The sequence below is a fragment of the Aurantiacibacter odishensis genome (assembly GCF_003605195.1).
Classification (GTDB): domain Bacteria; phylum Pseudomonadota; class Alphaproteobacteria; order Sphingomonadales; family Sphingomonadaceae; genus Alteraurantiacibacter; species Alteraurantiacibacter odishensis.
This window is the reverse complement of sequence record NZ_QYOS01000023.1, coordinates 228,737-250,552: the sequence shown is the minus strand read 5'-3', so window position 1 is coordinate 250,552 and position 21,816 is coordinate 228,737. Positions and strand designations below refer to the sequence as shown.

The following is a 21,816-nucleotide window of genomic DNA, read 5'->3' as shown; positions in this document are numbered from 1 at the left end:
GCGCCGCTTTTTCAGGCGCGCTTCTCGGTGAAGCGGCCGTGCTTGCGATAGCGCACCATCCAGCGGTCTAGGAACAGCGACAGGGGCTTTGGCGAAATGCCCATCTTGGCCAGCCCCGGCGTACCCTTGCTGGCCACGCTGCCTTCTTCCAGCATCGCCAGCTGGTCCGAATTGATCGGCGTCAGCGGCACCGAGGCGAAGACTTTCGCCAGCGGTGTGGGCATGGGGAAGAAGGTGCGATCGCGTCCCTGCCCGTCGGCGATCATCTGGTGGATCTGCATCATGGTGAGCTTTTCCGGGCCAGCGGCCTCGTAGGTCTTCCCCCCGTGAGCGCCGGGGTCTTCCAGCGCGGTGGCGACGGCCGCCGCCACGTCATCCACCCACACCACCTGAAATTCGCTCTCCGCGCCGAACACCGGCATCACCGGCATCATCTGCACGAGATCGGCAAACATCGGGACAAGGCCCGCTTCCTCTCCGAACACGACGGAGGGACGGATCAGGGTCGCCTTGGGGAAGGCCTCCAGCACCTGCCGCTCGCCATCGCCCTTGGTGCGATAGTAGCCGGTTTCTGCTTCCGGATCGGCACCAATGGCGGAGATGTAGACGAAGCTCGTGGCGCCCGTTTCGCTCGCCGCGCGCGCGGCATGGCCGGCACCATCGGCTTGCAGCGCCTGCTGGTTCCCGTCGAACGCGCCGATCAGGTAGACCACCGCGTCGGAGCCTTTCACGCAGGCCTCGATGCTGCGCTTGTCCAGTGCGTTGCAGCGCGCGAACTGAAGCTGGCCGAGGTTCGCCAGCGGCTTCAGCTTGAAAGCCTTTTCCGGCTCCCGCGCGGCGATGCGCACGCGCGCCCCGCGCTCCAGCAGGTCCTGCGCCACGTGGCTGCCGATAAATCCGTTGCCGCCGATCAGGGTAACCAGCTTGCCGTCGAGCGGGGAAGTGCGTGCCATGGTGCGATGAAAGTCCTTGCGCGTGGGGTTAAGTCGAAACCTTCCGCGCCCTTAGCCCGAAAGCGCCGCGCCCTTCAATGCCCCCGATGGTCCCCGTCATACTGGGCAGGCGCTATTTCTCCTCGACCCAGTCGTTCGCGATGCTACGGGTGGCAAGCAGCATCAGGATACCCGCCACGATGTAGAGCGGCAGGGCGGTGAGGATGGATATGCGCAGCGATTCATCGCCGTAGACCGGCGCATAGGCGTCCGAGATGAGGCCCAACGCGTAGATACCGCCGCCAAGGCCGATCAGGTTGTTGATGAGCAGGAATATCGCCGAGGCGGTTGCCCGCGCGCGCGGTTCCACCAGGTGCTGCACCGCTGTCAAAACTGGGCCGAACCAGACGTAGTTCAGGCCCTGCGGGATGAGGAAGAGCAGAAAGGCCGCGACAAGGCTGTCGGTCAGCACGCCGGCGGCATAAATCGGCGCGCCCACGATGAAGGCGATGGCGGGCAGGCGCGGGTACCACTTGCGGTTGCTGCCCAGCCGGTCTGCCAGCGCGCCGCCCGCTAGCATCCCCGTCACGCCGCCAATCAGCAGCACGCCGCCGGTGAACAGCGCCGCGCCCCACAGGTCGAGCTCGAAACTGCGGATCAGGAAGCTGGGCTTCCAGAAGCCGATGCCGTAGCCGAGCATCGAACTGAACGCCGCGCCGAAGGCCATGAACCAGAACGACGGCTTCTTCGCGAGGATCTGGAATACCGACCAGATCGACTGCCCGCCGTGCGACCCCGCTCCGGCACTTTCCGGCCTCGGCACGTCCTTCACCAGCAGCTTGAACACAGGCGCGATCAGGATGCCGAGGCCACCCATCACGAAAAAGGCCACGCGCCAGTCGATCGTCGAGGCGATCCAGCCGCCGCCCATCACCCCAATGGCGCTGCCGATGGGAATGCCGAGCGAATAGATCGCCAGCGCCGTCGCCCGGCGGCGCGGTGGGAAATAATCGCCGATGATGGCGTAGCTGGGGGCAACCCCGCCTGCCTCGCCCACACCCACGCCGACGCGGGCGAGGAAGATGTGCAGGAAGTTCTGCGCCATGCCGCACAGCGCAGTGAACGCGCTCCAGAACACCAGCGCGATGGTGATGACCCAGCTGCGACTGGTGCGGTCCGCCACAGCGGAAAGCGGGACGGCCAGCGTGGAATAGAGCACGGCGAAGGCCAGGCCGCCGAGCAGGCCCATCTCGCTGTCCGACAGGCCGAGGTCGGCCTGGATCGGTGCCGCGAGGATCGACAGCATCATGCGGTCGAGGAAATTGAAAATGTAGACCAGCAGCAGCATGGCAAGGACGATGCTGGCCTTTGCCGGAAGTACCCGTGCCGGAGTTTCTGCGACTGGCGTCATGCTGCGTTATCCTGAAGAGGGAAATGGTCGGAGGCCGGATCGGCGGACCCGGCCTCCTTTCGCCCGAAACAGCGCGCCCCGAGAGATGGAAAGGGGGCAGGCGTTCTGGTGCGACCTGATGTCATGCGAAGGGCGGTTCGTCGGCCCAGCCCATGTCGGGCATCGCGGTGGATACGGTGTCGGGATATTGCGCCTCGCGCTTCTCCCTGAAGGCGGCGATGCCTTCGCGCACGTCGGCGGAGCGTCCGCGCGAGGCGAAGACGCGGCTGTCCACGCGGTGCATGTCCATCGGGTGTGCCATCGTCTGCCCCTGCCACATGAGTTGCCGGGCCAGCGCGACCGAAACGGGCGCGGAGGCGGAGGTCATTTCCAGCGCCTTTTCCTTCGCGGCATCCAGCAGGGCGTCGGACGCGTGGAGCGACTGGATCAGACCCGCATCCAGCGCTTCCTGAGCGCCGAAGACGCGGCCCGAGAATGTCCAGTCGAGCGCCTTGGCCATTCCCACGATCCGCGGCAGGAACCAGCCGGAGCAGGCTTCCGGTGTCACGCCGCGGCGGGAGAACACGAAGCCGTAGCGCGAATCCTCGGCGGCCATGCGCCAATCCATGGGAAGCTGCATGGTCGCCCCGATGCCGACTGCCGCTCCGTTGGACGCGGCGATCACCGGCTTCAGGCTGCGGAAGATGCGCAGCGTCACCATGCCGCCGCCGTCGCGGTCCGGCCCGCCCACGTCCTCGCGGCCCGTCCGCTTGTCGTAATCGAAGGTGTCGCCGCCGCTGCCGAGATCGGCCCCGGCGCAGAACGCACGGCCCGAGCCGGTCAGGATCACTGCGCGCACGGCGTCATCCGCATCGGTCAGGTCGAACAGGGCGAGCAGGTCCCTGATCATTGCCGGATTAAACGTGTTCATCTGGTCCGGCCGGTTGAACGTCGCCACCGCCAGGCCATTGTCGATTGCGAGGTCGAGGGTCTGAAAGTCAGCCATCCAGTTTCTCTCCATAGAGCGCGCGGGCGTCCTCTTCGTAATCGGGGTAGCTCGCTTTCAGGGAAGCAAGGTTGAGCAGCATGGTCGCGACCGGACGCTGCCCGGCGGGGCGGAATATGCGGTATTCGACCCACAGCGATTCCGTCTTGCGGCTGCCGGTGCGGGCGATGACTTCGCGGATGATCTCGTAGGTTTCGGCCACCAGCAGCGGCCCGTCGCGCAGGCTGATTTCCTGGTCCGCGAACAGGCCCACGCTGGGGCGGCGCACGGCGAAGGGCTCTCGGTCGGCGGTGGAGTTCGCCAGCACGGAGATCATCTCGATCGGCAGCTCGCGCTCGAACCGGGCGTTTGGTTCGGTGATGACCTGGAGCTTGTCGACAAGACTGAACGGGTAGAGGTCGCCCATTCGTGTGTTGCGGTCCATCGTCACCGCTATGCGCGAAGTGCGCGTGCCGACGGGCACGTCCGCCACCAGCACGGGATCGGCCAGCGGCTCAAGCTTGGCGAGGCGTGCGCGTAGGAAGCTGAGCGGAGCATCCGGGCCGACCGACATGGAGCCGGTGAGAACCTCCGTGCCGTCCTCCTTCTCCATGCGGATCGCGGCGTAGTCTGGTCGCTCATCGTCCGCCGTCGCCAAGGCTCGGACGGCCTCGCCTTCGAACACTGGCGCGCGGTAATGAGCGGAGATGCAGCCGGTGCGCCGCCAATCGTCGCCCCAAAGGGCTTCGGCCAGCGGCTCGAACTGCGAGAAATGCGTCGGCCCCTCGATCGTGCCGCCGGAAAAGCCCAGCTTTTGCGCAGTGCCATCGTCGTGGATCGACGCGCTGCCCGACACCGATTGCGCGCCCAGCATCTGGCGCGGGTGGCGATAAGGACCCGTCAGCGTGTCGCCCTCGCGCACGATTTGGGTCGCGAACCCTGTCATGCCAGCAAGGCCGGCAGCCGCTGGCCGGCGATGCCGCGCGCCTCCTCCATGATACGTCCGATCAGCTCTGCCACGGTCGGCACGTCGTGGATCAGCCCCTGCGCCATGCCTGCCCAATAAAGTCCGTTGTCGAGGTCGCCTTTCTCCATCACGTTCTTCCCGCGCGCCCCGGCCACCAGATGAGCGACGTCCTGGAACTCGGCATCGGGCCGCGAAAGAAGGTCCACGACCTCGTCGGAGACGCTATTCTTGCCCACGCGGGCGGTGTTGTGGAGGTTGCGGAAGATGAGGTTCGTGTCCCGCTCCGTGCTGGCGACGATCTTCTTCTTCACGTTCGCGTGGATCTGGCATTCCTGCGTGGCGAGGAAGCGGGTGCCCATGTTCACGCCCTCTGCCCCCAACGCCAGCGCGGCCACCAGCCCGCGCCCGTCGGCGATGCCGCCGCTGGCGATGATCGGGATGTCCAGCGCGTCCGCTGCGGCGGGGATCAGGATCAGGCCGCCGATGTCGTCCTCCCCGGGATGCCCTGCGCATTCGAACCCGTCGATGGAGATGACATCCACCCCCATGCGCTGGGCGGAAAGGGCATGGCGCACGGCGGTGCACTTGTGGATCACTTTCACGCCGTTGGCCTTGAAATCCTCCACGTGTTCCTGCGGGCGATGCCCGGCGGTTTCCACGATGGTGATGCCCGCCTCGATAATCGCCTGGCGATACTCGGCATAGGGCGGCGGCTTCATGGTGGGCAGGATGGTGAGGTTGACGCCGAACGGCTTGTCCGTCCGCTCCCGCGTTGCGGCGATTTCCTTCGTCAGGTCTTCCGGCGTCGGCTGCGTCAGCGCGGTCAGCACGCCCAGCGCGCCGGCCTCCGCCACGGCAGCGACGAGCGGCGCACGGCCAACCCATTGCATGCCGCCCATCATGATGGGGTGCTCCACCCCGAACATTGCCGTGAACCGGTTGCGCATGCTCTCTCCCTCACGCGATTCGTGGAGGGCATCATTCCTTACGAAGCGCCCGCTGGCAACGGCCAATTCGCGTTTTTCGAATATCCGGAATGTTAAGACGCCTAAGGCAGGGCGTATCAGCCGAATGCCAAGTATGGTCAGCCGAAAGTCACGACGACCTTGCCGACAGCCTTGCGATCCGCCAGTCGCCGGATGGCCGCGCCGCCTTCTTCCATCGGGTAGGTGCGGTCGATCCGGGGGCTGATCGTGCCGTCCTGCCACCAGCGCATCAGCTGCTCGACATGCTCGGCATTGCGCTGTGGATCGCGCATCACGAACCCGCCCCAGAAGACGCCGCGCACGTCGCAGCTTTTCAGCAGCGTCAGGTTCAGCGGCAGCTTGGGGATGCCCGCCGGGAAGCCCACGACAAGATAACGTCCTTCCCACGCGATGCTGCGCAGCGCGGGCTCGCAATAGTCGCCGCCGACCGGATCGTAGATTACGTCGGCGCCGCCTGGTCCCACGGCATCCTTGAATGCGGCGGAAAGCGCCTTGCTCTCCTCCTTGTCGAACGGCGCGCGGCCATAAATCAGCGTTTCGTCCGCGCCCGCCGCGCGTGCCGCCTCGGCCTTCGCCTCGCTCGACACCGCGGCGACGACGCGCGCGCCCATCGCCTTGCCGATCTCGACTGCAGCCAGCCCCACGCCGCCCGCCGCGCCGAGCACCAGCAGCGTCTGGCCTTCGCCCAGTTCGCCGCGATCCTTCAGCGCGTGGATGGTGGTGGCGTAGGTCATCAGCAGGGCGGAGCCTTCAATCGGGTCCGCGCCTTCGGGCAGGCGGGAAGCCCGCTGAGCGTCCACCACGATCTGCTCCGCCATTCCGCCGAACCCTGTAACGGCGATCAGCCGGTCGCCCTCGCTCCAGCCGTCCACGCCTTCGCCCACCGCAATCACTTCACCTGCGATCTCCGCGCCGGGCGCGAAGGGGCGGGGCGGGCGCATCTGGTACTTGTCCTCGATGATCAGCACGTCGGGATAGTTGATGGCGCAGGCGAGCACGCGCACCGCCAGTTCGCCCTTGCCGGGGGTGGGCGCATCGACTTCGGTGAGTTCCAGCGTATCGGGGCCGCCGGGTTGGTGCGAAAGCAATGCCTTGATGATCTTTACTCCGTTACGAGGGGATAGGTTCGAGGAGCCGCGACCGGAGCGCGGCCTGCACGGCATCGTCGATGCTAATGGCGTCGAGATAAGCGGGTAGCGAACCGTACTCGCTGTCGATCCCCGCGAATGCACTTTCCAGGAAGGCGGGCCGTGCCGATCGCATCACAGCGATCGCTTCGGGCGGGAACGCATCGCGCATGGCCCCCTGCGCCCGCGCGCCGCCATCGCGGCCCGTGAACAGGGAGCGGGCCATGTCGTCCTCGCTGGCAACGATCCTGTCGGTCATCGCGTAGTCGTCCAGCACGAGATCGCGTGGCACGCCGAGCGCGCTCAGCACCAGCGCCGCCGCCATGCCGGTGCGGTCCTTGCCTGCCGAACAATGGATGACGCATGGTGCGGTGCCATTGGCGATGTGCCGGATGATGCCGGAAAAGGCGTGGCTCATCGTGCGCGGAAGCTCGGCGTAGAAATCCAGCATCAATGCTTCTGCGCCGCCCGCGTCCTGCGGATAGTCCCGCGCCATGTCGACAAGCCGTCGCTTGTGCCCTGGCGGCCACGTATGGAATGCGAGGTGCGAGGCTTGCCACGCGGTTGGGTCGGCCTTCCGCTCGCGGGGTGCGCGCAGGTCGAACACGGTGGCGATTCCCGCCGCTTCGAGCGCGGCGATGTCACCTTTTGTCAGTTGCGACAGCCGGTTGGAGCGGAACAATACGCCTCGCCGCACTTTCCGGCCGTCTCTTGCGGGATAGCCACCGAAATCGCGGAAGTTCGCTGCGCCTTCGAGTTCGACGATGCGCGCCCTGTCTTCCGGCCCGAGAGTCATTCCCCGGCCAGGATGGTGTCCGGATCGGCAAACATGCCGCGCGTCAGGCACGAGGCGTAGAGCCGGATCGCGGTCTCGCGGTCCATCGTCTCCGCCCATTTGCGCAGGTCATAGGCGGAGTTGAGCATGGCGGTGATCGTCTGGCTGGCGATCATCGGGTTCACTACGCGGATCGATCCCTCCTGCGCGCCGTCCACCAGCGTATTGCCGAAACGCAGCGCGGTCTGGTCGGACTTGGCCAGCACTTCGGTGCGCACGTCGGCGGGCAGCGCCTGCAATGCGGAGGTGCGGGTGAGCGGGAACTCGCCCTCGAACTGCAGATCCATGAAATGCGCCATCATCGCCTCAAGGTGCTGCCACTGCGTCTCGCCCGCGCTGACGGCCGCCTGCTGCACTGCGGCCATGCGGCTGAAGGAGCGGCGGAAGCACTCCGCTATCAGGTCGTCCTTTGCATCGAGGTGATGGTAGAAGCTGCCCTTCGTCACCTGCAATTCCTCGACGATGCGAGTCACGCTGGCCCCGCGATAACCGCTTTCGTTGATAAGCCGGGTGGCGACGCCGAGGAAATTGGGCGCGCCGCGCTCCTCGTCGCCCACGGGCTCGCCATCGGCACCGGGCGGCAGCGCAATTGGCGACCATGCGGTTTCGGGTAAGGCGAGGCCGTGATCGAAAAGGTCGAACAACTGGCGGTGCACGCGCGGAAACTCGTCTGCCGGGAAGCGAGCCAGCCAGACGGGCATCCAGAAGATGGTTTCCTGCAACAGGTGTGTGCGCGCCGTCATCAACGGCTTCGCCTTCTGCGGAAAATCGCCCCACAGCGCGCGTGTGGCGCGGAACAGGTCGACGTACTGCTTCAGCAACGGTTCGCGGATCGCATCGTCCAGCGTGCGGACTTCGGACAGGGTTGCGATGGGCACATCGGTGCCGTCAAGCACGGCGGCGCGCAGATCGATATGAAGCTGCAACAGACAACGCACACGTTCGCGGGGCGTGGCCTCCTTCGCCGCCTCGTCCACATATTCGCGCAGGCGACCAATGGCGCGTTCGAAAACGGCGGCGGCCAGTACATCCTTGCGGGGGAAGTAGTAGGTGACGCTGGTGGTGCTCAGTTCCACCGCCTGCGAAACGGCCTGCAGCGTCGTCGCCTTCGCGCCGTGTTCGTTGATCAGGTTGGTCGCCGCATCCAGCAGGGCATCGCGCTTGCGCCGGAAACGCTGGCCGCGCTGGGGTTCCCCAACCTCCCCTGAAGTTTCGATTGCTTTCGCGTCCATGCCCCTTTCATGCCGCAAACAGGTCCGTTCGCCAAGCAAAAGGATAAACGGAAAGAGGTTGTCCTCGGCCAAGTTTCGAACGTATGGTATCTTCAAATGGTGAAAACGAGGTGCCTTGATGACGGATAGCGAGCAGGACCGGTTCGCCGATCTCGACGGTGACAGCCTGTCGCGTTGGATTGCGGGCAATTCTGCGCTGGAGGGTCGGGTTGATTCGATCGTCAAGTTTTCCGGCGGGCAGTCCAATCCTACCTATCGGATGGAATGCGGCGGGCGCAGTTACGTCCTGCGACGCAAGCCGTTCGGCACAATCCTACCGTCCGCCCACGCGGTGGAGCGCGAGTACCGGCTGATCAGCGCGCTGCATCCGCTCGGCCTGCCGGTGGCGAAGCCCCATGCGCTGTGCGAGGACGAGGGGGTGATCGGCTCCCCGTTCTACATCATGGACATGGTGGAGGGCCGGGTGTTCTGGGACGGCGCGCTGCCCGATTGCGCGAAGGAGGAGCGCGCGCCCATCTACCACGCGATGGTCGACACGCTGGCGCGGCTCCACGCCGTCGATCCGCAGGAGGCAGGGCTTGGCGATTACGGCGCGCCGGGCAACTATTTCGAGCGGCAGGTTGGCCGCTGGACCAAGCAGTACCGCGCCTCTCAAACCGACGATCTTGCCGCCGTCGAGCGCCTCATCGAATTCCTGCCTGACACGGTGCCGGAACAGGAGCGCACGAGCATCATCCACGGCGACTACCGGATCGACAACCTTATCTACGCCCCCGATGGGCCGGAAGTGCGCGCGGTGCTGGACTGGGAGCTTTCGACGCTGGGCGATCCCCTGGCCGATTTCACCTACTTAGCGATGAACTGGGCGCTGCCCCGGCAGGGGCGCAACGCGCAGCTTGGCGGGCTGGACCTGGAGGAGCTGGGTATCCCCTCGCTGGAGGAGATCACCCGCCAGTATTGCGAGGCCACGGGCCGCAGCAGCGTGCCCGACATGAACTGGTATTTCGCCTACAACCTGTTCCGCCTCGTCGGCATTCTCCAAGGCATCAAGAAGCGCATCATCGACGGTAACGCCTCCAGCAAGGACGCGCAGAAGAAAGCCGCGATGGTGGAGCCGCTGGCCGATGCAGCCCTTGGTTTCGCCAAGAAGGCCGGAGCCTGAATTTCCCAAATATCTCAAGGAGTACGACCCATGTCGCTGTTCGATTGCACCGGTAAGGTTGCCGTCATCACCGGATCTTCGCGCGGGATCGGCCGCGCCATTGCGGAGGAACTCGCCGCCCACGGCGCGCGCGTCGTCATTTCCAGCCGCAAGCAGGACGCCTGCGAAGACGTGGCCGCCGCGATCAACGCAAAGCACGGGGAGGGCACCGCCGTCGCTATCGCCGCCAGCATCTCCGAGAAGGAAGCGCTCGAGAAGCTCGTCGAGCAGACGCACAAGAAACTCGGCCCGATCGACGTTCTCGTCTGCAACGCGGCGAGCAATCCCTACTACGGTTCAATGGACGGGATCACGGACGAGCAGTTCCGCAAGATCCTCGACAACAACGTGCTTTCCAACCATTGGCTGGTGCAGCTTGCCCTGCCTGACATGCGGGCGAGCGGCGGGGGCGCGATCGTGGTGGTTTCCAGCATCGGCGGCCTTCGCGGGTCGGCCATGATCGGCGCCTACAACATCTCCAAAGCGGCAGATTTCCAGCTGGTGCGCAACTACGCGGTGGAAGTCGGCAAGGACAATATCCGCATCAACGCCATCGCGCCCGGCGTGGTGAAGACGGACTTCGCCCGCGCCCTGTGGGAAGACCAGAAGGCGCATGATCGCACCGCCGCCGTCACCCCCATGCGCAGGCTGGGCGAGCCCCGCGATATCGCCGGGGCGGCGGTCTATCTCGCCAGCGATGCGGGTGCGTGGATGACAGGGCAGATGATGGTGATCGACGGCGGCGTCACCATCGGGTCAGGGATGTAGTGGGCCAGCTTTCCGGCAAGGTCGCCTGCATCACGGGGGCTGCTTCCGGCATCGGCCGGGCGAGCGCGCTGCTGTTCGCAGCCGAGGGGGCAAAGGTCGTCGCGTTCGACCGATCCTCCAATGTCGCCGATACGGTGGAAGCGGTGAAGGATGCAGGCGGGCAGGCCATCGGCATGACGGGCGACGCTGCGGAAGAGGCCGATATCGTCGCGCTGGTGAGCCAGGCGCGCGAGGCTTTCGGCGGCCTGCATGTGTTCTTCGCCAATGCCGGGATCACCGGCACGGCGCGGGAGGGGTTCTTCGACAGCGATGCCGCCAACTGGGCCGAAGTGCTGCGCGTCAACCTGATCGGCCCGTTCTGCGCGGTGAAACATGCAACGCCTGCAATCAGCGAAAGCGGCGGTGGGGCTATCGTCTGCACCGCCTCGGTCGCGGGCCTGCGTTCCGGCGCCGGGCCTGCGCCCTATTCGGCGTCCAAGGCAGGTGTCATCAACCTGGTGCAGACGGCGGCGCAGCAGCTTGCGGGCACCGGCGTGCGCATCAACGGCATCTGCCCCGGCCTGATCGAGACGGGAATGACCGCGCCGCTCTACGAGAATGCGCGGGCGAAGGGACTGGAAGACAGGATCGGACTGCTCAACCCGCTGGGGCGCGGCGGCGAGCCCGAGGAGATCGCGAGAGTCGCGCTGTTCCTCGCCTCCGACGCGGCCAGCTACGTCCACGGCCAGATCACGGTGGTCGACGGCGGGCTTTCCACTTCGCACCCTGTCACGCGGCCTCCGGGGCTGGCGCGAGGCTGACGGGCGGCGCAGGGGCAAGGGCCAGGGAACGGACAGCAAGGGGTCGCGGCGCGATACCGCCGAACCCAGCAATGCCGTGGCGAGGTGTGGCCCGACGCACTCGCAAGGCCCTTACGGCGACTCGGCAAAGCCGCTTGTCTGAAAACACGGTATGTCCTACGGCTGTGCACGAAGCAGAGTCGCGGCGGCCTTTTGTCGGTCCGCGGGCGCAGCCAGTCTGAACGGGAGCCAGCATGTCCAAAGTCACCACCACGCGCGAAGGCGAAGTCCTTGTCGTCACGCTCGACAATCCGCCGGTGAACGCCTTCTCCACCGAAGTCCGCAACGCAATGGCGGCGGCCGTGGATGAAGCCGCGAATGATGAGGGCGTGAAGGCCGTGGTGATCCGCGCAGAGGGTCGTATGTTCTCCGGCGGGGCAGACATCACCGAGTTCGGCAAGCCCCCGGTCCATCCCACGCTGCCCGAACTGATCGACTCCATCGAGAACCTCGACAAGCCCGTGGTCGTGGCGCTGAACGGCACGGCGCTGGGAGGCGGCTGCGAGATCGCGCTGGGATGCAACTACCGCATCGGCATTCCCGCGACCAAGATCGGCCTTCCCGAAGTGAAGATCGGCATCCTGCCCGGCGCGGGCGGCACCCAGCGCCTGCCGCGCGTGGTGGGCGTGGAGGAAGCGCTGCCCATCATCGTGACGGGCAACCCCGTTTCGTCAAAGAAGGCCGAGGCAATCGGACTGCTCGACCGGATTGTGGCGCCGGAAAACCTGCGCCAGGAAGCCATCGCTTTCGCCCGCGAAGTGGCGGGGCGCAGCGAGCATCCCGTCTCCAGCAAGCGCACCGACAGGATCGACCAGCACGATCCCGGCGTGTTCAAGGCATTTCGCGAGAAGAACGCGCGCCGCCTGAAGGGTCTCGACGCGCCGGCACGCTGCATCGAGGCGGTCGAGCTTGCGACGCAGCTTCCCTACGACGAGGGCATCGCCAAGGAACGTGAGTTCTTCATGGAACTGGTGATGGGCGACCAGTCGAAGGCCCTGCGCCACGTGTTCTTTGCAGAACGGCAGGCAGGCAAGATCGACGGCTTGCCGAGGGACGCGGTGCCGCTCCCGATCAGCAAGGTCGGCATCATCGGCGCTGGCACGATGGGCGGCGGGATCGCGATGAACTTTCTCTCCGCCGGATACGATGTCACCATTGTGGAGCGCGAGCAGGAGGCGCTCGATCGCGGCGTCGGGATCATCCGCAAGAATTACGATGCCACGGCGCGCAAAGGGCGCATGAGTGCCGAGCAGGTGGACAAGGCGATGGGCCACCTAACCACCTCGCTCGATTATCAGGACCTCGCCGATTGCGACCTGGTGATCGAGGCAGTTTTCGAACTGATGGCGATCAAGAAGGACGTGTTCGGCAAGCTGGATACGATCTGCAAGCCGGAGGCCATCATGGCCTCGAACACCAGCTATCTGGATGTGAACGAAATCGCTGCCTGCACCTCGCGGCCAGAGCAGGTGGTGGGCCTGCACTTCTTTTCGCCCGCCAACATCATGCGCCTGCTGGAGGTCGTGCGCGGCGACAGGACCAGCCCGCAGGTGATGGCAACCGCGATGGATCTGGCCAAGAAAATCGGCAAGGTCGCGGTGGTTTCCGGCGTGTGCCACGGCTTCATCGGCAACCGTATGCTGGCCAAGCGGCAGGAGCAGGCAAGTGAGCTGTTGATGGAAGGCGCGCGGCCGGCGCAGGTGGACAGGGTGCTGACCGATTTCGGCTTCCCGATGGGGCCGTTCCAGATGGCCGATCTTGCCGGTCTCGATATCGGCTGGGACCCGGACAAGACGAGCAGCTCCAGCGTGCGCGAAGTGTTGTGCGAGCGCGGGCGGCGCGGGCAGAAGACCGGCAAGGGCTTCTACGATTACGACGAGAACCGCCAGCGTACGCCATCTGACGAAGTGGACGCGGTGATCGCCGACTTCGCCGTGAAATCGGGCAAGGCGCAGCGCGATATCTCCGACGAGGAAATCCGCGAGCGGCAGCTCTATCCGATGGTGAACGAGGGCGCGTTGATCCTGGAGGAAGGCGTGGCCCAGCGCGCGAGCGACATCGATACCGTGTGGGTCAACGGCTACGGCTGGCCGCCGCACACCGGCGGGCCGATGTTCTGGGCCGATACCATCGGGCTCGATACGGTTCTGGCGGGGCTGGAGAAGCACGGCATGGAAGTGAGCCCATTGCTGCGCGACAAGGCGGCGAAGGGCGAGACGTTCAATGGCTGACGCGCTAGAAGGCTTCCGCCGGGAGGCGCGCGACTGGCTGGAGGCGAATTGCCCGGCCGAAATGCGCACACCCATGCGCAGCGAGAAGGACATCTGCTGGGGCGGGCGCAAGTTCACTTTCGCCAGCGACGCGCAGAAGCAATGGCTGGACGTGATGGCGCAGCGCGGCTGGACCGTGCCCGACTGGCCGAGAGATTACGGCGGCGGCGGTCTGTCGCCAGCCGAGGCCAAGGTACTGAAGCAGGAAATGGCGGCGCTCGGCTGCCGGGTGCCGCTGCAAAGCTTCGGCATATCCATGCTCGGCCCCGCACTACTGGAATACGGCACCGAGGCGCAGAAGCTGGAACACCTGCCCAAGATCGCGCGCGGCGAAATCCGCTGGTGCCAGGGTTACAGCGAGCCGAACGCCGGCTCAGACCTCGCCAGCCTTGCCACCAGCGCGGAGGACATGGGCGACCATTTCCTCGTCAACGGGCAGAAGGTGTGGACAAGCTATGCCGATCAGGCGGACTGGATATTCTGCCTTGTGCGCACCGACACCAGCCAGAAGCAGGGCGGCATTTCCTTCCTGCTGTTCGACATGGAGTCGGAAGGGGTTTCGACGAAACCGATCAGGCTGATCAGCGGCGCTTCGCCCTTTTGCGAGACATTCTTCGACGATGTGAAAGTGCCCAAGGACCAGTTGCTGGGGGCGGTCAACCAGGGCTGGACCGTGGCGAAATACCTGCTCGGCCACGAGCGGGAAATGATCTCCGGCATGGGCGGACGGGCGCAGGGGCCGTTGCTATCGGAATACGCGCTCGCGAAGATTGGGCGCGACGAACAGAGGCGGCTGGACGACCCGGTACTGCGTGCGCGTATCGCCCTGTACGAGGTGCGTGCCCACGCCTTCGCCGCAATGAGCGAGCGGTTCATCGACCGTCTGAAGGCAGGCAAGATTCACCCCGCGCAGCCCAGCATGATGAAATACTACGGCACCGAGCTGAACAAGGACCGTCACGAACTGCTGATGGCGGCGGGCGGCAGCGATGCGCTGGAATGGGATAGCGAGAATTCGGGTGGGGGAAAGGCCGCGCGCGCCTGGCTGCGCACGAAGGCCAACTCCATCGAGGGCGGGACGAGCGAAATCCAGCTCAATATCATCGCCAAGCGCATCCTCGAACTGCCGGAGGGCTGACATGCCGCTGTTCCTAGACGACGATCAGGAAACCCTCGCCGACACCGTGCGCCCCTTCATGGCGAGCGAGGCGCCTGTCTCCCACCTGCGCACGCTTCGCGATGCAGACGATCCGGCGGGGTTCAGCCGCGACCTTTGGCGGCAGTTCGGCGAGATGGGCTTCACCGGCGTGCTGGTGGACGAGGCTGACGGTGGCCTCGGCATGGGTCATGTCGAGGCGGGCATCGTGCTGGAAGAAATCGGGCGTAATCTCACCCCCTCGCCTTTCATCGGCACGGCGGTGGGCGCGGTTGAGGCCCTGCGCGGCGCAGACGCGCCGCTGAAGCAGGCTTGGCTGCCGGGCATCATCGCGGGCGAGACGGTGGCGGCGCTGGCGCTGGACGAGGCGGCGAAGCACCGCCCGCGCCATGTCGGGCTGAAAGCGGAGCGGCAGGGCAACGGATTCCGCCTATCGGGTGAAAAACAGTTCGTCGCCTTCGGGCACGAGGCGGACCTGCTGATCGTTTCCGCGCGCACTTCCGGTGATGGCTCGGACGAGGACGGCGTGACTCTGTTCGCCGTGCCGCGCAGCCAGCCGGGCATCACCGTCAAGGCCGAGCGGCTGGCCGACTCCAGCTTCGCCGCGCGCGTGGACTTGGACGGGGTGGAACTGGACGGCAGCGCGGTGATCGGCGAAGTCGACGGCGGCAGGGCATTGCTCAACCGGGTGCTGAGCGTGGTTCGCGCCGGGGCATCTTCCGAAATGGTGGGCGTTGCCGAAGGGGCGAGCGCCATGACGCTCGACTACCTCAAGCAGCGCAAGCAGTTCGGCCGCGTGATCGGCAGCTACCAGGCGCTGCAACACCGCGCCGCGCACCTCTACAGCGAGATGGAAGTTGCCCGCGCCGCCACGCTGAAGGCGCAGCAGTCGCTCGATGCAGGCAGCGCCGATGCGGACCGCGATGCGTCGGTCGCCAAGGCGATGGCGGGTATGGCCAGCGGCCTTGCCGTGCGAGAGGCGGTGCAGATGCACGGCGGCATCGGCATGACCGACGAGTACGACGTCGGTTTCTTCATGAAGCGCCAGCGCGTGCTGGCCGAAATGTTCGGCGATGCCGATTTCCATGCGGACCGGCTAGCCCGCATGGACGGCTATTAGGCCGCGCGCAACAATTCGATGTAGCGGGAGAGGTGCTCGTCCTCGTCACCCAGCAGGTGGCCGAGGATCACCATGCGTTTCGCATAGTGCGACAGCGGCAGTTCCCAGGTCATGCCGATGCCGCCGTGAATCTGGATGGCTTCCTCTGCCGCCAGGTTGCCGACCTTGCCCAACGTGTACTTCGCCGCCGCAACGAACCGGTCGCGCTCCGGCTTGTCGAAGAAGGCCGCCGCGTTGATCGAGGACGAACGCGCCTGTTCGATCTCCAGCGCCAGCGTCGCCATGCGGTGCTGCAAGGCCTGGAACTTGCCGATGGGCACGCCGAACTGCTTGCGGGTGCGCATGTATTCCAGCGTCTGGTCGCGCAGCTGGTCCATCACGGCAACGCCTTCCCAAGAAAGCGCCACCACGCCCGCCGCCTCGGCCGCGGCAATGGTGCCGGCATCGACGCCGGAAAGCAGCTTCGCCGAAGCGCCCGAGAGGTGAAGCTCGCCGCCCGAGCCGCCATCCACCATCCTGTAATCGGACACGGAAACGCCTGTCCCCCCTGCTTCCACGAGGAAAGCCTTGTCGCCTGAGGTAACGACGATCAGGTCCGCCGCGCCGAGATAGCCGACAACGCCTTTTGCGCCGTCGAGCGTCCAGTCGTCGCCGGAGCCGCTGGCGGTAACATCGCGGTCCTCCCCGCTCTCGGCGTCGTGCGCGGGCGCGTGCGCCAGCGTCACGATCCTTTCGCCGCCGATCACGCTTTCCAGCACCTCGCTCTCGCCAGCGGCGGCCAGCAGGTGTCCGGCCATCAGCGTCTCGAGGAACGGGCCTGTCGCGATGGCGCGGCCCACTTCGGCGAACACCACGCCAATATCGAAGGCGCTGCCGCCGAAGCCGCCGACATCCTCGGAAAACAGCGCGCCCAGCACGCCCAGTTCGGCGAGCTCGCTCCACATCGCGCGATCGAAGCCGTGCTCGGTCTCGATTACCTTCAGGCGTTTTTCCCAGTCGAAATTCTTGGCGAGGAAGCGGGACATCGTATCCGCCAACATCTGCCGGTCTTCACCGATTGCAAAATCCATGACGATCAGAGCTCCAGTATGGCCTTGGTGATGATCTCGCGCTGCACCTCGTTGGAGCCGCCGAAGATCGAAAGTTTGCGGTTGTTGAAATATTGCGACGAGACGGGGCCGGTCCACTCGGGCCCGATGGGCGTGCCGTTATAGCCTTCCTCCAGGCTCTCCGCGACGAAGGGCTGGGCATAGCGACCCGCCGCGCGGCGCATCAGCGCGCCGATTTCCTGCCGGATCTCGGTGCCGCGGATTTTCAGCATGGAGCTTTCCGCCACCGGCGCGCCGCCCTTGCCTGCCGCATCCAGCACGCGCAAGTTCGTGGTCTTCATGTTCTCGAGGTCGATCTCCAGCCGCGCCAGCCGCTGCGCGAACAGCGGATCGTCGATCAGCAGGGTGCCGTTCTTCTTGGTGGTGCGGGCCACGTGCTTCAGCTGTTCCAGCGCGGCCATGCTCGCGCCGATCCCGGCGATGTTCGTGCGCTCGTAAGTCAGCAGGTACTTGGCGTAGGTCCAGCCCTTGTTCTCCTCGCCCACGAGGTTTTCTACAGGCACCTTCACGTCGGTGAAGAACACCTCGTTCACCTCTGCATCACCATCCAGCAGCTTGATCGGGCGCACCTCGATGCCGGGCGATTTCATGTCGATCAGCAGGAAGGAGATACCCTCCTGCTTCTTCCCGCTGCTGTCGGTGCGGACAAGGCAGAAGATCCAGTCGGCGTGCTGGCCCAGCGTCGTCCAGGTCTTTTGACCGTTGACGATGTAATGGTCGCCTTCGCGCACCGCGCTGGTCTTCAGGCTGGCAAGGTCAGACCCGGCTCCCGGCTCCGAGTAGCCCTGGCACCACCAGTCCGTGCCATCGAGGATGCGCGGCAGGTAGTGCCGGCACTGTTCTTCGGTGCCGTACTTGATCAGCACTGGCGCGAGCATGGAGAGGCCAAAGGGCACGATGCGCGGCGCGTGGGCCATCGCGGTCTCGGTCTCGAAAATGAACTTCTGCATCACCGACCAGTCGGTGCCGCCGTATTTCTCCGGCCAGTGCGGGGCGAGCCAGCCCTTCTCGTTGAGGATGGCGTGCCATTCCTCCATGTCGGCCTTGGTCAGGTGCTTGCCCTCGCGCACCTTGCTGGAAAGGCGCGCGGGCAGCTTTTCCTTCAGGAAGGTGCGGACTTCCTCGCGGAAGGCTTCCTCTTCGGGAGTATATTCAAGGTTCATGGCTTCTCTCGCTTACGCAGGAATTTCGAACAGGCCGGCAGCGCCCATGCCGCCCGCGACGCACATGGAGACGACGGCGTAACGCTCTCCGCGCCGCCGCGCTTCGAGCAGCGCTGCGCCGACCAGCCGCGATCCGGTCATGCCGAAGGGGTGGCCGAGCGCAATCGCGCCGCCGTTGACGTTGAGCCTGTCGGGATCGATGCCGAGGTGGTCGCGGCAGTAGAGCGCCTGGCTGGCAAAGGCCTCGTTGATCTCCCACAGGCCGATATCGCCCACCGAAAGCCCGGCGCGGTCGAGCAGCTTGGGAATGGCGAAGACGGGGCCGATGCCCATTTCGTCGGGCGCGCATCCGGCGGAGGCGAAGCTTCGGAAAATGCCCAGCACCTCGCGCCCCTCGGCCTCTGCCGTGGCGCGGTCCATCAGCACTTGCGCCGCCGCGCCGTCCGAGAGCTGGCTGGCGTTGCCTGCAGTGATATGCTGGCCCTGCTTCACTTTCGCGCCGTCCCTGAACACGGGGTTGAGGCCCGCAAGCACCTCGTAGGTCGTGCCGGGGCGGATGCCTTCGTCGGCTTCCAGCGTCACCGTTTCGCGGCCCATCTCGCTGCCGTCCTTGGCGCGGATCACCTTCTCTGTGGTGAGCGGGACGATTTCCTCGGCGAGCCGCCCGGCCTCGGTAGCGGCGGCGGCGCGCTGCTGGCTTTCCGCGCCGAAGCGATCCTGCGCCTCGCGCGGCACGTTGTATCGCTCGGCCACGATCTCGGCGGTTTCGATCATCGCCATGTAGGCGTCCGGCTCGTGCTCCAGCACGTTCGGCGAACGCCACGAGGGATCGACGATGCCCGGCACCATGGTGAGCGAGATCGATTCGCAGCCGCCCGCCATCAGCACGTCGGCATCGCCTGCCATGATGCTGCGCGCGGCCAGCGCCACGGTGGTGAGGCCGGAGGCGCATTTGCGGTCCAGCGTCATCGCGGGAACGCTTTGGGGCAATTTGCTCCCGAACACGCTCATGCGGCCAAGGTTGTAGAACTGCGGGCCGTACTGGTTGCCGCAGCCCCAGTAGAGGTCCTCCACCCGCTCAGGCTCTATCCCGGCGCGATCGAGCGCGGCGTCGATCACATGAGCGGCCAGCCTGTCGGGCATGGTGGCGTTGAACGCGCCGCGATGGGCCTTGCCGATGGGCGAGCGGGCGGTGGAAACGATGGCGGCTTCGCGGGTCATGGCCTCGCTCCCGGCTTTGCCTTCAGGTCGGTGTACTTGGCGAATTCGTTACGGGCGATGGCGCGGTTGTGAACTTCGTCCGGCCCGTCGGCAAAACGCAGCGTGCGGATGCTGGCCCATGTCGCGGCAAGTTCGTGATCGCTGCTGACGCCGCCGCCACCGTGCGCCTGTATCGCGTCATCGAGGATGGCGAGCGCCATCGTGGGGGCCTGCACCTTGATCATGGCGATCTCGTTCTTGGCGGCCTTGTTGCCCTCGCGGTCCATCATGTCGGCGGCCTTGAGGCACAGGAGGCGGCTCATCTCGATATCGATGCGGGCGCGGGCCACGCGTTCTTCCCACACGCTCTGCTGGTAGATGAACTTGCCGAAAGCCACGCGGCTGGTGAGGCGGCGACACATGGCCTCCAGCGCTTCCTCCGCAACTCCGATGGTGCGCATGCAGTGATGGATGCGCCCCGGACCCAGGCGGCCCTGCGCGATCTCGAACCCGCGCCCTTCGCCCAGCAGGATGGCGTCGGCGGGCAGGCGCACGTTGTCGAGCGTGATTTCCGCATGGCCGTGGGGCGCATGGTCGTAGCCGTAGACGGTCAGCATCCGTTCGATCGTCACGCCCTCTGCATCCATCGGCACGAGGATCATCGACTGGCTGCCGTGGCGCGATCCTTCGGGATCGGACTTGCCCATCACGATGGCGACCTTGCAGCGCGGATCGCCCGCGCCGCTCGACCACCACTTGCGGCCGTTGATCACCCATTCGTTGCCGTCGCGGATGATGCTGGCCTCGATATTGGTGGCGTCGGAGGAGGCGACGTCCGGCTCCGTCATCAGGAAGGCGGAGCGGATTTCGCCGTTCATCAGCGGGGTAAGCCAGCGGTCCTTCTGTTCGCGCGTGCCGTAGCGGTGCAGCACTTCCATGTTGCCGGTGTCGGGCGCGGAGCAGTTGAACACCTCGCTGGCCCAGTGGACGCGGCCCATTTCCTCCGCGCACAAGGCATACTCCAGATTCGAAAGCTGCTCCCCCTCGAAGGTGAAACTGTCGTCCACATGGGCTTGCCCGGAGTGGGGTGGCATGAACAGGTTCCACAGGCCAGTCTCGCGCGCGAGGGGCTTCAGTTCCTCGATCACGGGGTTCGGCGCCCAGCGGTCTCCCGCAGCGGCCGCCGCCTTGTAATCGGCCTGTCGTGGCCTGATTTTCTCGTCGATGAACTGCTTGACCCGGTCGCGCATGGCGCGCTGTCGGTCGCTCAGGTTGAAATCCACGTCTTCCTGTCCTCTCCACGGCACCGAACTTTCGAAGCAACGTCCGAATGCACCTTTTTGGGCCGCTTGTCTACATACGCATTCTTCAGGTTTCGAAAATTCGCCTTGGCAAAGCGGGCCAATTGCGCGAACCTCTCGAATCGAAAATTCATGCCGGATGGAGAGCATAGTGAAAGCAGCCGTATTGCGCGCGGTGGGTGAGCCGCTGCAGGTCGAGGATGTCACCATTTCCAAGCCCGGACCGCGCGAGGTGCTGATCCGCGCGGCGGCCACCGGCGTATGCCATTCGGACCTGCACTTCGTGGAAGGCCACTACCCCACCGCTCTACCCACGGTGCTGGGCCACGAATGCGCAGGGATTGTGGAGCAGGTGGGCAGCGAGGTGCGTACTGTCGCACCGGGCGATCACGTCGTCACCTGCCTTTCCGCTTTCTGCGGGCACTGCGAGTTCTGCGTTGGCGGGCACCTGTCGCTGTGCAACGAGCCTGACACCCAGCGCCCCAAGGATGCCGAGCCGCGCCTTGGCACGGCAGATGCGTCTATGGCGCAGTTCCTCAACCTCTCGGCTTTCGCCGAGCAATTGCTGATCCACGAGAACGCCTGCGTGAAAATCCGCAAGGACATGCCATTGGATCGGGCCGCCCTGCTGGGCTGCGCCACGATCACCGCCTATGGCTCCGTGGTCCGCACGGCGGAGGTCAGGCCGGGGCAGAGCGTGGCCGTGATCGGCTGCGGCGGCGTGGGCCTTTCCACTATCAATGCAGCGCAGATCGCCGGGGCCGGACGCATCATCGCCATCGACATGGTGGCGGAGAAGGAACAGCTCGCCCGCGATTTCGGCGCGACCGACTTCATCGACGCGTCCGAAGGCGACGTCTGGAAGAAAGTGCTGGGCCTGACGAACGGCGGAGTGGACCACGCCTTCGAGGCGATCGGCCGGGCCGACACCGCATCCGACGCCTTCCGCATGCTACGCCGCCGAGGCATCGCCACGGTGATCGGCATGATCCCTGTGGGCCAGAAGGTGACTCTGAACGGCTACGAACTGCTTCAGGAAAAGCAGCTGCGCGGATCGATGATGGGATCGAACCAGTTCCCCGTCGACATCCCGCGCCTCGTCGATTTCTACATGGCCGGAAAGCTGAAGCTGGACGAAATGATCTCGCGCCGCATTCGGCTGTCGCAGGTGAACGAGGCGTTCGAGGAAATGAAGGGCGGCAAGATCGCGCGGTCGGTGATTACGTTTGATTGAC

The 21,816-nt window shown here is 65.6% G+C and carries 19 protein-coding genes; 7 read left to right on the top strand and 12 right to left on the bottom strand.

The features are described from left to right. Positions 1-11 precede the first annotated feature (11 nt). From D4Q51_RS08245 to D4Q51_RS08210, 8 genes are all read right to left on the bottom strand, one after another. Positions 12-953 carry a complex I NDUFA9 subunit family protein gene (locus D4Q51_RS08245; protein ID WP_120077265.1) on the bottom strand — a complete coding sequence of 314 codons (942 nt, stop codon included), beginning with the start codon at positions 951-953 and terminating at the stop codon, positions 12-14. Between the two features lie 112 nt (positions 954-1,065). Continuing rightward, entirely contained in the window at positions 1,066-2,343 is a 1,278-nt protein-coding gene (locus D4Q51_RS08240; RefSeq protein ID WP_120077264.1) for a spinster family MFS transporter, read from the bottom strand. Positions 2,344-2,464: 121 nt separating this feature from the next. After that, complete coding sequence (locus D4Q51_RS08235; RefSeq protein WP_120077263.1) at positions 2,465-3,328, bottom strand: crotonase/enoyl-CoA hydratase family protein; 864 nt, start codon at positions 3,326-3,328, stop codon at positions 2,465-2,467. Next, complete coding sequence (locus D4Q51_RS08230; RefSeq protein WP_120077262.1) at positions 3,321-4,253, bottom strand: hypothetical protein; 933 nt, start codon at positions 4,251-4,253, stop codon at positions 3,321-3,323. Before D4Q51_RS08230 ends, D4Q51_RS08235 begins: the two co-directional genes overlap by 8 nt. Then, positions 4,250-5,221, bottom strand: a complete 972-nt coding sequence (locus D4Q51_RS08225; protein ID WP_120077261.1) for an NAD(P)H-dependent flavin oxidoreductase — start codon at positions 5,219-5,221, stop codon at positions 4,250-4,252. Before D4Q51_RS08225 ends, D4Q51_RS08230 begins: the two co-directional genes overlap by 4 nt. Before the next feature lie 137 nt (positions 5,222-5,358). Beyond that, positions 5,359-6,357, bottom strand: coding sequence for an NADPH:quinone oxidoreductase family protein (locus D4Q51_RS08220; RefSeq protein WP_205689475.1), 999 nt, complete (start codon positions 6,355-6,357; stop codon positions 5,359-5,361). 13 nt (positions 6,358-6,370) lie between these two features. Continuing rightward, complete coding sequence (locus D4Q51_RS08215; RefSeq protein WP_162925228.1) at positions 6,371-7,183, bottom strand: tyrosine-protein phosphatase; 813 nt, start codon at positions 7,181-7,183, stop codon at positions 6,371-6,373. Further along, the gene (locus tag D4Q51_RS08210; protein WP_120077258.1) at positions 7,180-8,454 is read right to left on the bottom strand and encodes a TetR/AcrR family transcriptional regulator; all 1,275 of its coding nucleotides are present in this window, start codon (positions 8,452-8,454) and stop codon (positions 7,180-7,182) included. The genes D4Q51_RS08215 and D4Q51_RS08210 overlap by 4 nt, the downstream gene beginning before the upstream one ends. 118 nt (positions 8,455-8,572) lie before the next feature. Between D4Q51_RS08210 and D4Q51_RS08205 the strand changes: the two genes are divergently transcribed. The 6 genes from D4Q51_RS08205 (at position 8,573) to D4Q51_RS08180 (ending at position 15,808) form a co-directional block, all read left to right on the top strand. After that, entirely contained in the window at positions 8,573-9,616 is a 1,044-nt protein-coding gene (locus D4Q51_RS08205) for a phosphotransferase family protein (RefSeq protein ID WP_120077257.1), read from the top strand. Between the two features lie 30 nt (positions 9,617-9,646). Then, complete coding sequence (locus D4Q51_RS08200) at positions 9,647-10,423, top strand: SDR family oxidoreductase (RefSeq protein ID WP_120077256.1); 777 nt, start codon at positions 9,647-9,649, stop codon at positions 10,421-10,423. Next, a complete protein-coding gene (locus D4Q51_RS08195) occupies positions 10,423-11,223 on the top strand; it encodes an SDR family NAD(P)-dependent oxidoreductase (RefSeq protein ID WP_120077255.1) in 801 nt (266 codons plus the stop codon). Before D4Q51_RS08200 ends, D4Q51_RS08195 begins: the two co-directional genes overlap by 1 nt. A gap of 233 nt (positions 11,224-11,456) precedes the next feature. Beyond that, positions 11,457-13,493: a 3-hydroxyacyl-CoA dehydrogenase NAD-binding domain-containing protein gene (locus D4Q51_RS08190; protein ID WP_120077254.1), complete on the top strand. Its 2,037-nt coding sequence runs from the start codon at positions 11,457-11,459 to the stop codon at positions 13,491-13,493. Continuing rightward, on the top strand, positions 13,486-14,670 hold the full coding sequence (locus D4Q51_RS08185; RefSeq protein ID WP_120077253.1) for an acyl-CoA dehydrogenase family protein: 1,185 nt from the start codon (positions 13,486-13,488) through the stop codon (positions 14,668-14,670). Before D4Q51_RS08190 ends, D4Q51_RS08185 begins: the two co-directional genes overlap by 8 nt. A gap of 1 nt (position 14,671) precedes the next feature. Further along, entirely contained in the window at positions 14,672-15,808 is a 1,137-nt protein-coding gene (locus D4Q51_RS08180) for an acyl-CoA dehydrogenase family protein (protein ID WP_120077252.1), read from the top strand. Here D4Q51_RS08180 and D4Q51_RS08175 read toward each other — a convergent pair. From D4Q51_RS08175 to D4Q51_RS08160, 4 genes are read right to left on the bottom strand one after another with little or no spacing between them, the layout of a single operon-like run. Next, positions 15,805-16,878 (bottom strand): acyl-CoA dehydrogenase family protein, encoded by a 1,074-nt coding sequence (locus tag D4Q51_RS08175; RefSeq protein WP_120077251.1) that lies wholly within the window; start codon positions 16,876-16,878, stop codon positions 15,805-15,807. The genes D4Q51_RS08180 and D4Q51_RS08175 overlap by 4 nt on opposite strands. A 5-nt stretch (positions 16,879-16,883) precedes the next feature. Next, positions 16,884-18,080: an acyl-CoA dehydrogenase family protein gene (locus tag D4Q51_RS08170; protein WP_120077250.1), complete on the bottom strand. Its 1,197-nt coding sequence runs from the start codon at positions 18,078-18,080 to the stop codon at positions 16,884-16,886. Between the two features lie 12 nt (positions 18,081-18,092). Continuing rightward, a complete protein-coding gene (locus tag D4Q51_RS08165) occupies positions 18,093-19,301 on the bottom strand; it encodes a thiolase family protein (RefSeq protein ID WP_120077249.1) in 1,209 nt (402 codons plus the stop codon). Further along, the gene (locus tag D4Q51_RS08160; RefSeq protein WP_120077248.1) at positions 19,298-20,563 is read right to left on the bottom strand and encodes an acyl-CoA dehydrogenase family protein; all 1,266 of its coding nucleotides are present in this window, start codon (positions 20,561-20,563) and stop codon (positions 19,298-19,300) included. The genes D4Q51_RS08165 and D4Q51_RS08160 overlap by 4 nt, the downstream gene beginning before the upstream one ends. 169 nt (positions 20,564-20,732) lie before the next feature. On the opposite strand from D4Q51_RS08160, the gene D4Q51_RS08155 reads away from it, so the two are divergent. Next, positions 20,733-21,815: a Zn-dependent alcohol dehydrogenase gene (locus D4Q51_RS08155; RefSeq protein WP_120077481.1), complete on the top strand. Its 1,083-nt coding sequence runs from the start codon at positions 20,733-20,735 to the stop codon at positions 21,813-21,815. Position 21,816: the final 1 nt, after the last annotated feature.

Excerpts from the sequence above, each read along its gene's own strand:
- D4Q51_RS08235 (WP_120077263.1), bottom strand. The coding sequence starts at position 3,328 with ATGGCTGACTTTCAGACCCTCGACCTCGCAATCGACAATGGCCTGGCG.
- D4Q51_RS08210 (WP_120077258.1), bottom strand. The coding sequence starts at position 8,454 with ATGGACGCGAAAGCAATCGAAACTTCAGGGGAGGTTGGGGAACCCCAG.
- D4Q51_RS08230 (WP_120077262.1), bottom strand. The coding sequence starts at position 4,253 with ATGACAGGGTTCGCGACCCAAATCGTGCGCGAGGGCGACACGCTGACG.
- D4Q51_RS08190 (WP_120077254.1), top strand. The coding sequence starts at position 11,457 with ATGTCCAAAGTCACCACCACGCGCGAAGGCGAAGTCCTTGTCGTCACG.
- D4Q51_RS08200 (WP_120077256.1), top strand. The coding sequence starts at position 9,647 with ATGTCGCTGTTCGATTGCACCGGTAAGGTTGCCGTCATCACCGGATCT.
- D4Q51_RS08185 (WP_120077253.1), top strand. The coding sequence starts at position 13,486 with ATGGCTGACGCGCTAGAAGGCTTCCGCCGGGAGGCGCGCGACTGGCTG.
- D4Q51_RS08165 (WP_120077249.1), bottom strand. The coding sequence starts at position 19,301 with ATGACCCGCGAAGCCGCCATCGTTTCCACCGCCCGCTCGCCCATCGGC.
- D4Q51_RS08180 (WP_120077252.1), top strand. The coding sequence starts at position 14,672 with ATGCCGCTGTTCCTAGACGACGATCAGGAAACCCTCGCCGACACCGTG.
- D4Q51_RS08205 (WP_120077257.1), top strand. The coding sequence starts at position 8,573 with ATGACGGATAGCGAGCAGGACCGGTTCGCCGATCTCGACGGTGACAGC.
- D4Q51_RS08225 (WP_120077261.1), bottom strand. The coding sequence starts at position 5,221 with ATGCGCAACCGGTTCACGGCAATGTTCGGGGTGGAGCACCCCATCATG.
- D4Q51_RS08215 (WP_162925228.1), bottom strand. The coding sequence starts at position 7,183 with ATGACTCTCGGGCCGGAAGACAGGGCGCGCATCGTCGAACTCGAAGGC.
- D4Q51_RS08170 (WP_120077250.1), bottom strand. The coding sequence starts at position 18,080 with ATGAACCTTGAATATACTCCCGAAGAGGAAGCCTTCCGCGAGGAAGTC.
- D4Q51_RS08245 (WP_120077265.1), bottom strand. The coding sequence starts at position 953 with ATGGCACGCACTTCCCCGCTCGACGGCAAGCTGGTTACCCTGATCGGC.
- D4Q51_RS08175 (WP_120077251.1), bottom strand. The coding sequence starts at position 16,878 with ATGGATTTTGCAATCGGTGAAGACCGGCAGATGTTGGCGGATACGATG.
- D4Q51_RS08240 (WP_120077264.1), bottom strand. The coding sequence starts at position 2,343 with ATGACGCCAGTCGCAGAAACTCCGGCACGGGTACTTCCGGCAAAGGCC.